The organism is Paenibacillus sp. FSL K6-1558 (assembly GCF_038002565.1).
Classification (GTDB): Bacteria; Bacillota; Bacilli; order Paenibacillales; family Paenibacillaceae; genus Paenibacillus; species Paenibacillus polysaccharolyticus.
Genome location: NZ_JBBOCV010000001.1, coordinates 3,161,033 through 3,175,477 on the forward strand (window position 1 = coordinate 3,161,033; position 14,445 = coordinate 3,175,477).

Annotated in this window: 9 protein-coding genes; 1 reads left to right on the forward strand and 8 read right to left on the reverse strand. The window is 48.1% G+C overall.

The window, feature by feature from the left end:
- Positions 1-14: 14 nt before the first annotated feature.
- Both MHI38_RS13670 and MHI38_RS13675 read right to left on the reverse strand, forming a co-directional pair.
- Complete coding sequence (locus MHI38_RS13670) at positions 15-803, reverse strand: SDR family oxidoreductase (RefSeq protein ID WP_154984485.1); 789 nt, start codon at positions 801-803, stop codon at positions 15-17.
- A 52-nt stretch (positions 804-855) separates the two neighbouring features.
- Complete coding sequence (locus tag MHI38_RS13675) at positions 856-1,353, reverse strand: GNAT family N-acetyltransferase (protein ID WP_090924180.1); 498 nt, start codon at positions 1,351-1,353, stop codon at positions 856-858.
- 356 nt (positions 1,354-1,709) lie between these two features.
- Between MHI38_RS13675 and MHI38_RS13680 the strand changes: the two genes are divergently transcribed.
- Positions 1,710-2,849, forward strand: coding sequence for a methyltransferase domain-containing protein (locus MHI38_RS13680; RefSeq protein ID WP_090924179.1), 1,140 nt, complete (start codon positions 1,710-1,712; stop codon positions 2,847-2,849).
- 118 nt (positions 2,850-2,967) lie between these two features.
- Here MHI38_RS13680 and MHI38_RS13685 read toward each other — a convergent pair whose 3' ends face one another.
- The 6 genes from MHI38_RS13685 to MHI38_RS13710 form a co-directional block, all read right to left on the reverse strand.
- Positions 2,968-6,366, reverse strand: a complete 3,399-nt coding sequence (locus tag MHI38_RS13685; RefSeq protein WP_341181312.1) for a GH36-type glycosyl hydrolase domain-containing protein — start codon at positions 6,364-6,366, stop codon at positions 2,968-2,970.
- A gap of 302 nt (positions 6,367-6,668) precedes the next feature.
- Positions 6,669-7,658, reverse strand: coding sequence for a LacI family DNA-binding transcriptional regulator (locus MHI38_RS13690; protein ID WP_090924177.1), 990 nt, complete (start codon positions 7,656-7,658; stop codon positions 6,669-6,671).
- 654 nt (positions 7,659-8,312) lie between these two features.
- Positions 8,313-9,233 (reverse strand): class I SAM-dependent methyltransferase, encoded by a 921-nt coding sequence (locus MHI38_RS13695; protein WP_154891999.1) that lies wholly within the window; start codon positions 9,231-9,233, stop codon positions 8,313-8,315.
- A 202-nt stretch (positions 9,234-9,435) separates the two neighbouring features.
- Positions 9,436-10,659 (reverse strand): MFS transporter, encoded by a 1,224-nt coding sequence (locus tag MHI38_RS13700; RefSeq protein WP_154892014.1) that lies wholly within the window; start codon positions 10,657-10,659, stop codon positions 9,436-9,438.
- A gap of 166 nt (positions 10,660-10,825) precedes the next feature.
- Complete coding sequence (locus MHI38_RS13705) at positions 10,826-12,889, reverse strand: molybdopterin-dependent oxidoreductase (RefSeq protein ID WP_154892015.1); 2,064 nt, start codon at positions 12,887-12,889, stop codon at positions 10,826-10,828.
- Between the two features lie 468 nt (positions 12,890-13,357).
- Positions 13,358-14,215, reverse strand: coding sequence for a formate/nitrite family transporter (locus tag MHI38_RS13710; protein ID WP_154892000.1), 858 nt, complete (start codon positions 14,213-14,215; stop codon positions 13,358-13,360).
- Positions 14,216-14,445: the final 230 nt, after the last annotated feature.

Sequence of the window (14,445 nt, forward strand, 5' to 3'; positions counted from 1 at the left end):
AGGTACATCGTCCTTTAGAGCGCGCGCACCATGCCACCATCCACAATTAATGATGTTCCGGTAATGTAGGAGTTGGCACCAGACAACAGAAATACGACAGCTTTGGCGAATTCCTCCGGCTGTCCATAACGCCCCAGCGGAATCTCTTTGCGGAACTGCTCGGCAATCTCGTCTTCACTGACTCCATTCTGTTCTGCCCTCGCCGTATCCAACTCACGAATCCGATCTGTTGCGATGCGTCCAGGGGCTACGGTATTAATCAGTATGCCGTAAGGTGCAAGCTCCTGAGAGAGCGTCTTGGCAAGACCAAACACACCCGTCCGGAACGTATTGGATAGAATCAGACCCGGAATGGGTTGCTTCACCGATGTGGAGGCAATGTTGACAATATGTCCTCCGTTTGCCTTCATATATGGAAGCACACCCCGAATCAGCCGGACATAACTAAGCATGTTTAGCTCAAATGCACGCTCCCAGTCCTCGTCGGTCAGTGACTCGAACGTACCGGAAGGCGGGCCACCAGAATTGTTAACCAGAATGTCGATCTGGCCAAATTGTTCTGCTGTAGCCTGAATAAGTGCCGCGATGTCCTCCTTGCGTGTTACATCCGTTGCGACATATTCGACACATCCTCCGCCGCCAAGTGCAAGCAACTCTTCTTTGACGATAGCGAGCTTGTCCCCGCTTCGGCTGGCCAACATCACATCCGCACCTTCCAGTGCCAGCTGTGCCGCAACCGCTTTGCCCAGGCCTCGACTGGAGGCCAGCACGAGTGCTTTTTTACCGCGAAGTCCCATATCCATTGTGTATTCCTCCCTAAGCAAAGTTTGTTCCCCTACACATCCGTCTAACCGTTTAGGCATCAATAAAATAAGCCATTAAAATGTCGTCTACATCCCTGCCACCGATTCGGAACTCAGATACAAGCCTGCCTTCGGTTATAAACCCACATTGCTCATAGAAGGCAACCGCTCCCGGGTTGCTGGATAATACACGCAGTCTGAGCTTACGAATGCCCTGCTCCAGCGCGTGTTGCTTCATCGCTTTCATTAGAGCTGTTGCCACACCAGAGCGGCGAAAATCCGGATGAACAGCAATATGGATTTCATAGACATGCCGATTCACTGGCATCCCCGTAGGGGGATGGAAGCCCACGTATCCGCATACCTGATCCTCTTGTACCGCAATGAGCTGACTGCCAGGAGGACAATATTGCAAATACTGCTGTCTGGATCTCCATTGCATCGGTGCAGGCGAGGTGGATGCATTCCAGACCAGCATATCCAGCTCCATTAGCTGGTTTGCATCCTTCATCTCGGAAGCACGGATTTGATACGTATGACTGGTGAACATGCTGATTCAACCTTTCGATATCTTCATTCAATTTTTTGATTCGCTTCATTTAAATATCTTTTTCCCTAGCTTGATTACGCTATCTTTATCATGTTCTTTATTCTGTTATCTATTGTAGCATAGCCGCCGGGAGGACTAAAATTCCACCTTCGTTTGACCAAATCATGAAAGATTAGAGCACACTACAACTTGCCTGCTAGCATAGCCGATGCCCTCTAATTTCTGGACCCAGCAGAAAAAAGCAGATAACCATGGACTTCGACAAATCAATTTACCTTGCCGTAACGTCATACTTTATACTGATTCCATGGTAATACTTATAGATACGGTTCAATAAGGTAAGGAGGTACATCCGGTTGAATATCAAAGAAGCCGCTTCCCGGCTGGGGATTTCCGCAAGAGCCATTCGTTTTTATGAGGAAAAAGGGTTAATTCAGCCTGCCAAGCAGGTCAGCAACGGATACCGCACTTATACGGAAAATGACATTTGGCGTTTGCAGACAATAGCAGCGCTACGCGAAATTGGCATGTCTTTGCAGGATATTACTCACGCGCTCGCCGAGATAGATCAAGGTAACCAGCAGGGGTTAGAGGAATATCTGGAGTTGCAGCAAGCGGTGATGTACGCCCAGTGGGTGGAGTTAAAACGTATGATGGATACAACCCAGCGGATGATCGACCTGAACCGTCAGGACGGGGCGCTGGATGTCAGCCACCTGCATGATCTGGCTGGCAGTGCACGCAGACTGCGGGAAGCAAGGCAGAACTGGCATGACCGCTGGAATTATGATAAACAAGCGGCCATCCATGATCAGCGGGTTCAAACTATGACAGATACAGAGGATTACACTCCACAAGCAGATTCAACCCTATCCACGACTGCGTCCTTAGGCCACGTACAAACAACAGCAGACAAGCCATTTAACCTATACCGTAATTACGACGAAGCATTAGAACAGACCTTGCAGTCTATTGCTCCTCAGCCTGGAGAAACTGGCTTGGACATTGGCACTGGGACAGGCAATCTGGCTGGCAGAATGCTGCGTCAGGGTGCTGTCATGACCGGGATCGATCAATCACGGGAAATGCTGCGAACATGCCGCCTCAAGTATCCTCAGATGCAGGTGAAGCTTGGTAATTTTCTGGCCTTGCCTTTTGCCGATCAATCCTTCGACTTTGTTGTATCCAGCTTCGCCTTCCATCATCTGGGTCCGGATCAGCAACAGCTCGCTTTGGAAGAAATCCAGCGTGTGCTCAAAACCAGCGGCACGAGCAGAATCTGTCTCACCGACCTGATGTTTAGGGATTCCGCCCATCGTGACGCTTACCTACGACATGCCAAGGTCACAGGCGACAAGGAACAACAACGCGCTTTGCACGAGCGCCATTTCCCATTGCTGGACGAATTACACTGCCGTCTGACTCACCTGGGCTACGAGACCAAACATGTCCGTCATAATGAATTATTGCATACCGTACTTGCGGTTCCGCTATAATAGCAGGTATCTGACAACAACCTCCAGCGAAACACGAATGATATAGGAAAGAGCCAACTCTCCGAAAGGAGGTTGGCTCTTATTGCTGGTCTCGCTAGAGAGGACAGCAATGACTAGTTTACATATAAATATCAACAATCGTACGCTCAGCCGTGCCGCTTACTTCTTTGAACGCATCCAGCGAGATGCATACCCCGCCTTCACGATAACGGTTCACTGTACGCTCACCAGCCACGTCTTTGCCATTCACCGTTACACGGCTGACAGCTTTCTCATTCAGGTGGTAGATAAACGTCACCGGCGTGCCTGCATATTCGAATTCGAATTGCATGCCATCCAGCTCAGCTGGCAGTACCGGGTCAATGACCAGATTACCGCCTTCCTGACGAATACCGAGTGCATTCGAGATCAACTGGTTCATGTAGATTCCAGGGCCGCTGGAGTAGATTCTCCATCCGCCTTTCACTTCTACCGTCCCTTTGCGAAGCTGGTCAAAATGTTCCTGTGCCTCGTAACGGGTGTTGAACTTGCCATCCGAACTACTGAAGTACGCGTTCGCTTGGCGAATCTCTGCATTAGGCACAACCTCACGGATCCCCACCGGATTGATCATCGCCAGACCGTTCCACACTTGATCCGTTTTACCCAGCTTCGCCATCGCTTCCACGTAACGGATGTGGGCATGCACATATTGCAAACCGATCTCACGTCCGAAGTTGGATGCTTGCTCTGCACGTTTGAAGTGTGTGCTCACACCGCCAGCATATTGCGCAGGACGGTTCATCAGACGTACGCCATCCGGGCAGAGGAACTGTTCACGAATGAGTGCATAGTGTGACTCAGCCTGTTCTGCGTTCAGCAGTTCGCCGATCATGCTGCGTGTCATTGGCAACAGACGATATTGGATACCAGTCTCGGTGTCTGTCGGGTGCAGCATCAGCTTCGCCCGATCTGCCTCTTCCATGTACACAAAGCCTGGAATTACATCTGTGCCCAGCATGTAACGGTTGAAATCCTCGCGGATGCCCTGTGCCAGTTCGGCAAGCTCTTGCGCAAAAGCTTCGTCTTTGGACTTCAACGCCTGTGATAACACGTTCACGGACTGATACGTCAAGGCAACCGTCCAGCTACTCACCATGTATTGCTTGAGTTGTGCATTAGCTGGTTGCAGGGTATCATCCCAGTCTCCATCTCCATAGGAGGACAGGAACGTATCGTGCAGGAAGTGTGCACGGATATACTCGATCTCTTTTTTCGCGTGATCCAGTACGGTTGCTGTCTCTTCTGTGAATCCAAAGCTGTGTTTAACTGTATAAGGCACTTTCTCATCCAGAATGGCATAATCGCGTGTCGCAGTAAGGTAATCTGCCAGCACTTTCAGCGGCCATACGATGATATCGCCATGGCTCTCTTCCTGTTGAATCGCAAAGTACTTGTCAAACATAAACCATTGCGGCCAGTTACCATCATCTTCGTATTGGTGTGTGTACACCATTTTGATGATATCGCGAACCTGCTCATATTTTTGAGTGGCCATGAAATACTCTACCGGACCTTGGCACACATCACGCGTACCCCATGCCGCACCGCCGTATTGCTCCAGACCATGAGGCACAGAGTAGTGAACCAGCATGTTGTGGGTGTACCACCAAGCAAGTGCGTTGACTTTGAACAGATCTTCCGCATCCTGGCTCTCGCCGCGCGACAAACGGAAACCATTCATGACACCTGCAAAGAACTCACGGTATGCCTGCACTTCTTCTTCAAAAGAAAGAGTAGAAGTTGCTGTGTCAGCACCCGCAGTCGCCTGACCTTCCAGCACGCCCTGAACCTTCAGCGTCCATTCCGCAGTCTCTTCTAAGCTTAACGTTACAAGTGAAGCAGCACCACTGCGAACACCGCTGGCAAGAAGTGTTTCGTCCCCGGCTTGTACAGAGGCACCTTCAACAGTCATGCGGTACTCCAGCTCAGGATACGTTCCTGCACTCAGAGACTTCGAATCCGCTTTGAAAATCAATGTGCTACCATCCTGCGTCATGTGCAGTGGATACTCGTACTCATTCACGTTCATCGTAATCTGGTTCGTCACCAGGTAACGATAAGCTTTGCCACTTGTAGAACGCACATTCATGCGTACTTCCGTAGAATGCGTCGTTGTGTAATTCGTCACGATGAGTGTATCGGACTCCATTTTGTATATCCAGCGAGCATAGTTAAACCCAATCTCGAACAAAGACGGCATCGTCAGCAGACGATATTGCCCATCGATCTCAACATAGATGCGTTGTCCGGCCGTTTTTGGCACGTTCAGAGCATTGCGGGCATTACTGATCATTTTATTAAAATTGGTGTTACCAATGACAAGCTGTGAGTTAAACATTCCGTACATATACGAGGTGGTTGTAATAACCTGTGCACCAAGTTTTACATTACCGCCGCTCATCAGAATATGTCCGTGTGGACGCTCCACCAGCAGTTCTTTGGCTTTCAATACGATATGCTCGTAAGATTCGGTAAAGAAGGACAACAGCCGATCCCCGCTACGTTCTTCCTGATGACGGTCAGGGTACAGCTGGTTAATCTCTTCCTGCGTCAGATCCAGTGCCGCCAGTGGCTCACCCAGAGACGAGGAAAGTTTCACCTGTTCAAATACTTCACCTTGTTCTGCGTTCAAAGCCTGTACTTCGTTCCATCCTGCTGCAACTTCATCTCCATACTCCAGTGCGGTAATACCCGATGCATGGTTAGGCTTCGCCAGTCCGTAGAAAACAACCTGTGCCTCACCGTTCAATTCCAACAACTCGGATTGCAATGCAGTATAAGCGAACTCATACTGGTAAGTTTCGTTTGCCAGAGACGGGCGACTCAGGCTTTCAGGTTGATTGGTTTCTTTGTAAGATAGTCCGAAGAACTGGAATCCATCTGTTGAGTAACCCACCGCTTTGGTCAAAGAGCCTTGTTGCATGTAAGGGAACACGCCGCCCTGTGGCTGGTTTTGACGTGAACATACCACATAGCCTTTTGCATCATCTTCAAATACCGTATGGTCGATATATTGCGACAGATAGGCTTCATTACTACGTACTGCGCCCGGATCAGCAAGTCCCACATCTTGTCCATACACCACATCAACACGCTGCTGTTGTCCTGTAATCTTCACATCCCAGAACCAGATTCCTTGCGGGGCAAGCGTAAATACAACTTTATACTGGATCGCCTGTCCTGCAGGGTTCGGTTGCACACTGCCTGTCCAGATCAGCTGACGGTCTGCATGTAATTTGCTCGTAGATACTTGGCTACCGGAATGCACGCCGAGGAGAGGGAAGGAAAGAATCTCCCCATTTTCTCCGTATACACGCAGGTATAGATTATTCAAAGACCCATCAATCGGGTTGCTAAGTAGTTGATTCAGCATGGTTGAGCCGGAAGTGGCTTGATACAAATCTCCACTGTTCAAAAAAGTAAATGTGACTTCTCCGGCTGCCAGACGAATCGTTTCATTCATGGTTGTTGCCATCTCTCTATCACTCCTTAAATTAGTTTACGACTTAAAATCGAAACGTTTCGATATTTTTGAAAAAGAATAGGGCTCCCTTTGAACCGGTCGTTCCCGACCCGTTCCAACGATAACCCTCATGCTGTAATACAAGTAACACATTGTGTTCACTTACAGATCACACTTCTCGTCGTTATGTATCCATCTTAGCCAAGTCTTGCTGTGATGAATACTTGCTCTGCCTTTTGCATCTACTGCCCCAGTTGCCACCAATATTACATACCATGATGCAAACTCGGTAACCTTATTTCCTACTCTCGACCTTAAGGAGACCCCACGGACCCGCGCTCTACCAGATCAATCGTTAATGTATAGGATGGATTAACACTCTCTCCATTCAACATCTGGAACAGCAGATGCCCGGCCAGTGATCCCGCCTCATGCTTCGGCTGACGAATCGTGGTCAGCGGTGGTTGAATATATTCAGACAGCTGGATATCATCGAATCCAATAACGGAAACATCTCCCGGCACCGAAATACCACTCTCTTCAAATGCCTTCAGTCCACCAATAGCCATCTCGTCATTCCCGTAAAACACTGCTGACGGCAGCTCTCCCTGCATAATCATCATCTTGGTCGCGCTGAAACCGCCCTCGCGCACAAAATTGCCGTTCAAACGCCACTTGGATTTTTCGGTAAGGCCTGCTTCCCGCATCGCTCGGAGATACCCCTGGTAACGTAGCGCATTATCATAGGAATTGGACGGTCCGCTTATATAAGCAATATTCTCATGCCCCGCTCTAATTAGACGGCGAGTCGCCAGATATCCTCCCTGCTCTCCATCCACCAGTACGCTAACAAGATGATCGCCAGATAGCTGTCGATCCATGACAATAATGGGGAATCGCGACCCGGCAGACTGAACCAGGATATCATCATCGATGTTATGAGCCAGAACAACGGCTCCGTCCACTCTTTTTTCACGCAAAAAACGTACGGCCGTTGAATCCCCTCCACCCATCGAGCTGCACGCAATCAGGTCATACCCGTTCGCCAGCGCCACATCCTGCACACTACGAATCAACTCGGAGTAATAAGGTCCCGACAAGTCTGTCAAGATTAGCGCGATGGTATTGGTCCGGCTCCGTTTCAGATCCATGGCAAAGCCGTTTTTACGGTAATTCAGTTCCCGTGCTGCCTCGAGCACTTTGGCTTTGGTCTTGGCACTAACCTTGCTGTCCCCATTCAATGCATAGGAAGCAGTAGAGAGTGCTACACCCGCCAGCTTTGCCACATCCTTGATCGTTGCCATTCCTAGTTCGCCCCTTCTTGCTTCACTCGTCCATGACTATTTCGTTCTGTGCTCTGTTCTTTTATAGTTACTATTCATTGTAATGCAAATATTTTGAGATGATGTTTCAGGGTACCTCTAAAGTATGTTATGGTTGTACTATTATTATAAATCTTGAGTTGCTTCTAAACCATTTCAATTATGGATCGAAACGTTTCGAGGTATTTCCAAAAAAATAATTCATGCTCAACCTTCTTGTCTCTCTGCTGTAGTACAAACAAAACTGTAGTCATGATTCGTTCCTTCGTAATCAAATTCTTCTTAATCATATAAAAAGAAATATTGAGAAATCTGCTCTACACAACAGATTGAAACGTTTCGACATTTTCATTATAGTCGCTAGTGATAGCGATTTCAACCATTTTATTTGATTTTCGCAGAAAAGAAGAACATATTCAATACGTTCATATCTCACTTTGAACCTCACACTGCCTTCAACGCTTATGTTCAGCATCGATTGTAAAAAGAAGACTTGCTTTATAGGAAAGCCTATACCTCAAATTGTCCCAAGATCAGCCTTAAAAATCCAACCTAAGATCAAAATAAAGATTATAGATAAATATCCATATAAAGCAAGTCAAACGATCTAACGAATGAGACTTACACGGGATCAGATTACTTTTTTACCGCATGAATAAAATGAATCGTCTCAAAAGCAGACAAGTCATCTGTTCGTTGACTGAAATACCGCTCCTGTACTTCTTCAGGGGATAGATGCTCATAGATGAGAAGACCTGCTTTTTCCAGCAGATGCTCCATGTCTTCATACGTGAAGCAGGATAGCATCGGTTCGCCCCCCATCGTAGCCATTTTGACCATGTTTTCGACACGGTTATATTTGCCCTTTTCCTGAAAGAGATGTTCATCTGCATAATCAAACACGATTGAACTTCCAGCTGGAAGAGGTGCAAAAGCGTGATGAATTAAACGACAGAGGTCTTCTTTGGGCAAATAATACGAAACGCCAAGCAGTGTAAACATGGTTCTCACATCTCGGAATAGACTGCTCCAAGAATCCGTACGAATCATCTCACGGGTGAAGTCCATGGGTACAAAATGAAGATTGCGTGGAATAACCAGCTCTGCCTGCCTCAAACGCTCTTTCTTTAACTGCTGTTCAGATGGGAGATCTACCTCGAATATGTCCAACTCATCCCCCAATTCCGGGTGTCTAAACGCAAACGTGTCCATACCGGCACCAAGAACAATCATCTGCTTCACGCCCAGCGCAGCTTCCTGTAGCATCACCTGTTCACTGTAGGCAGAGCGAGCCAGCGTGATCGGTGACAGCTGGACTTGGGTTATCCATTTTAATATCTGATTTGAATCACCCCTGAACTGATGATCCGCATCCGGGTGAAAGAAATGAATGCCTCGTATCATGTTTTCGCTAATTGTTGCGAATTCTTCTGAAGTGATCAGTTTTCGACTTACAAAATCATTAAAGATAAGTGGTTCATCATGCTCCATATGGTAGGCTCGGGCAAATGCTGAAATCAGAGACGTTATACTGGACTCCTTCTTCTCGCTCATCATGTTCCTCCCGTATCAACAAAAATAAGGTCCCCCTGGCCAGGAGAACCTTAGTATATACGGAAAGTTTATATATGTAAATTATAGCATATATAAACTTTTTTGTCAATCTCATTTTTAGATAAGTTCATTAGAATCTATATTATTTCAGTCGTCTCTGTTGTTTAGATTCAGTACGTTCATTTTGTCCGTTTCACTTAGAATCCTATGCGTCCAAGCCGTATTCCCGAGTCTCCCGGTTACGGTTCAGCGCAGCATGTAATACAAATCCAAGCAGGGCTATTGAAGCCGTCCCGGTTGCCAGCCATGCTACAGGGATTAGACCCTGTTTATCATACATAACCCCCATCGCATACGGCCCGATTACACGTCCAACCGCTCCAATTCCGCCCGAGACACCAATGTAAAAAGGGGCTGCCCTCCCCGCATGCTCCGATATAAATGCCGGTGTTGCCGGTGAGATTAACATCTCTCCGAAAGTAGCGAGCACCATCGCAAGTACCATGCCCGGATAATTGTACATCGTGATCATAACAATGTAGGCGAGCCCATAAAATAAGGCACTTGCTGTCATCTGGGCGCTGGAGGTACGAGCCATCGTACGTTTTATCCAACTGGTGAATGGTTGCCCCACAAAGATCAGCACCCCGTTAAGTGTCCAGAGCAGACCGTACATTCTTTTCTCCAATCCTTCTGAAATAATATACGGGGATACGCCTGTATTCCAGATGGAGTTGCCAAACAAAAGGAACAACACACCAAGACTCATAAACAGATACAGCCGAGTGTTTCCCAGCAGTGTCCAGATGCCCGGACCGTCTGGTACGGTTTTACGTTTCGTCAGCTGTACTTCTCCCTGCTCCGGCTCCGCCCGGGAAAGATAAAACCAGAAAAACACTGCAAATCCTGCTGAGGTCACCCCGTTTAACACAAAGCTCAGATGATATGAAAAGTCAGCGAGAAATCCGCTAAGCGCCGTTCCAATCGCCACACCGATGTTGTTCGCCACATAAATAATGTTAAACAGTTCTCCGCGCCGCTCGGCAAACCGGAAGCCGATAAACGCTTGAATTGCAGGCAACGATAATGAACTGAATAACCCAATCCAACCCATTGCACAGATAAAAACAACCCAGTACGCGCTAATCCAAGGCAATGCGAACAATCCTGCCGCGTTTAGTGCAAGCGAACCAATGATTAGTTTTTTCACACCTACACGATGGTATAGAGAGCCACCAAGCAGCTGTCCAAAAATACCACCCAGAGATTGAATCAAAATAACAAAACCTGCGTTTGCCATCGTGCGCCCCAGCTCGTCGAATACATACATAGTCGTCAGCGGCCACATGAGAGCACTACCCGTGGCACTCACCATGCTTGCCAGCAAAAACACTTTCACTTCTTTTGGATAGTTATCCAGCCATCTCAACATTTTACCCATACTCCTTACATCTTCTAGCCTGACATACCCTTACCATTGTCCGCACAAAAGGCTCCCGCACACGTGGCACAACTCGCCACGGCGGAAGCCTGTAAGTTAAAGATATTATAATATGAATCTATATTACATCAAAACTATCTGGCTGCAAGCACACTCATTGCCGCTTCACTTCAACAGTGGCCGAGAAAAAGGTTGCACCGTTCCCCATATCCGACAAGCGGCCCGATGTCAGGGAATTGGAGCGCTGTTTTTTGCCCTCGCCGTCCCACCACAGTCCTTGGCTGATGACCGTTCCCGGAAGCATGGCATCCGTAACTTTGGCGGTCAGTTCAATACGTCCCCGTTCATTCCATACCACAACCGCATCGCCATCCTGTACTTCGCGGCGAGCCGCGTCCTCTGGATGAATTTGCAATAGCGGCATCTTCTCCAAACGTTGATGTTTAGCTGAATTACCAAAGTTGGAATTCAAGAAATTATGGTTCGGCGGAGATACAAACATAAGTGGATACGCTTCATCTGGACCAGCCGGATTCTCTCCATCAAAACCTTCAACTAACGCGGCGTATGTCGGTAATGGCGGTAGTCCCTTCTGCTGCATCTGCTCGGAGTATAATTCAATCTTGCCTGATGGCGTAGGCAAATGTTCCAGGAAAGATTCATGAGCCGACATGTCCAGCTTCACAAACCGCTGTTGCTTCAGACGATCCAGTGTAATCCCATTCATATAAGGGTTCTCCGTGCCCTGAAGTGCGTTCTCAATCATCTGCTCCGGCTTCTCACCAAAGATGTCCGCATCATAACCCATGGCTTGGCCAAGTAACGAGAACAGCTCCACATTGCTTTTACTCTCGCCGATTGGTGCGATCACCGGCTCTTGTAGCTGGACATACTGGTGCCAGTAGGACAGGTATAGGTCTGTTGCTTCAAAAGATGATGTCGCTGGCAGCACAATATCTGCATATTTTGCCGTATCCGTCATGAACAGGTCATGAACCACAGTAAACAGATCTTCCCGTGCAAAACCTCGCTCCACTCGTTCCGTATCCGGTGCTACCACCAGTGGATTGCTGCAGTAAACTAACATAGCCCGGATCGGCTGCTCCGCCTCCAGCAATGCTTCGCCAATCCGGTTCATGTTTACGACCCGCGGATTGGCATTTTGCCTTAGGTCAGGCCGCTCCAACGCGTCACCGTTGGTGCTCCCGTAGCTGTTCGTGCGAACTGCACCGCCGCCGCGCTTCAGCCACTGCCCTGTAATTGCAGGCAAGCAGGCGATGCTGCGCACGTTCATGCCCCCATTGTCATGGTGCTGCAAGCCATTGCCAATGTGAATATGAGCGGCCTGCGCTCTTCCGTAGAGCTGTGCCAGCTCTACGATCGTTTCTTCCGGCACGCCTGTAATGCGTGCTACGCGCTCCGGTGTGTAACTACGGACATGCTCGCGTAGTGCTTCGTGTCCCACGGTATATTTTTGCATAAACGCTTCATTCGTCAGTCCTTGCTCAAACAGCACATGCATCATTCCCAGTGCCAGCGCACTGTCCGTACCCGGATAGAGCGGGATGAACCAGTCCGCCCATTGTGCCGTACGATTTCGGTGAACGTCAATGACAACGATTTTGGCACCGTTCTTACGAGCCTTCTCCGCCAGTACAACCTGATGCATATTGGTGCTGACAATGTTCCCACCCCACACCACAATCAGATCTGCATGCTCTGTATCCTCAGGCAACGTGCCGTGGTTGGCTCCCATCGTATATTTCCAGCCTGTGTTACCGGCAGCATTACATATCGTCTGCTCCAGCACGCTTGCGCCAAGCGCATTGAAGAAACGCCGATCCATGCCGTCGACACCTAGCACACCCATATTACCGTAAAAACTATAAGGTAGAATGCTCTCAGGTCCATACGTTGCAGACAAGTCTTTGAACTTTCCTGTGATTTCCTGAATCGCTTCGTCCCAACTGATACGCTCGAACTTGCCTTCACCTTTGGCGCCGACACGTCGCATCGGATATTGAAGTCGCTCGGGATGATACACCCGCTCCGTCATATTTCGAACTTTATTACAGATTGCACCCCTCGTAATCGGATGATCCGGATTACCGGTGACCTTCGTAATTTTACCGTTTTCTTTATGTAATAGCAGACCACATGTGTCTGGACAATCGAGCGGGCATACCGCTGGAAATACACCATTCTCCTGTTCAATCATCATTGGGCTCCCCCTCTTTCAATAGCTATCCCTATATCATATCCCGTTCAGGGTTATAACGTAAAGAGAACAGAATGAATCGGCCAAATCTTCATCATTGCTGGGTAGCATGTTATGTGTGCAAACTGGTCATTCCATTCGAAAACTTTAATTTCGAAAAAAGTTTTCTGCCTATGATTCATTCTCTGAACCCTAGGGTAAATTAAGAACAAGGCATTAGGCTGGTGTTTCCCCACTTCCTCCTCATGCCATATCATGGACCACTCCCGAAATTCGCCATGCTCAGGTTTCGTTCCCCCGAACCTTGTCATGGCGAATTTAATTTTGGGCAAAAAAAAAGATGACCCCCTCCCATCTCTCCACGATCAACCCTGTCGTGAAGCGATGAAATGCATCATCTCACTTCGTTATTCCGTATTCTTACAAATATGATGCTACAATGCTCCTAAGTGTCGACTCTCCCATAAATTACGCCTGTTTACTCCACATCGCTCTACCTTCTGCTTCCACTGAAGAAACCATAGCAGGAACAACCGTCTCCGGCTTGGCCGCTGGCTCTGTTTTACGCAGATATACCATCCAATACGCAGCCGCTACGAACAACGCTCCACCCGTTAAATTACCTAGCCAAACCGGAATAAAATTCATGACGTACTGGCCCCAGGAAAAGTGCCCCTCAAAGATCGCCGCTGGAATCAGAAACATGTTGGCCACAACGTGCTGAAATCCGATAGCCACAAACGCCATCGTTGGAAACCAAATGCCCAGAATTTTACCGCTCATCGTATCGGATGCATAAGACAGCCAGACAGCCAGCGCTACCAGCCAGTTACAGCCTATGCCTGAGATAAAAGCCTGCAGGAAGCTGTCATGCAATTTGTGTCCTGCCATATCAACCACTTTGCTCAGGTATACACCCTCTGCGGTGAGCCCAAGCACATGACCAAAGAAAAAGGCCACAAACAATGCACCGAGCAAATTACCCACGGTCACAAGTAGCAGGTTCTTCAACATGCTGGCTGGAGAGATTTTACGTGTGATTGCAGCGAGCGGTACAGCCATCATATTGCCCGTTAACAGTTCTCCACCACCAATCAAAACCAGAATCAGACCTACCGGGAACACCGCCGCTCCGATAAACGTTGCAATGCTCCCCCACTCCGCTGGTGCAGATGCAATTACGCGAATATCGAGCAGAAACCCAAGCGCAATAAAGGCTCCCGCCAGGAAACCAAGAATCAGCACAGAAGAAACCGGATTCTGTGCTTTCTTAACACCAGCCTGCGCCGTATATTGTGCAACCTCCAGAGGTGTTTTGGTCGCCATATGTCATCCTCTCCTTTGTCTTCTATCCGTTCGCAAATCATTGAATTCATCTATGGTTTTATTGTATCTCGACCTTGTCGAAAACTTTGTGCAAATAATCACAAAGTAATCTAAGAAGATAATTCAATTTGCTACTTAGACGACAAAAAAAGAAGACTGACGATACGATCGCCAGCCTTCCTTCTGTCTTTATTTTATGATGTACCCAATTTTAATATCGTTGCTAGCCG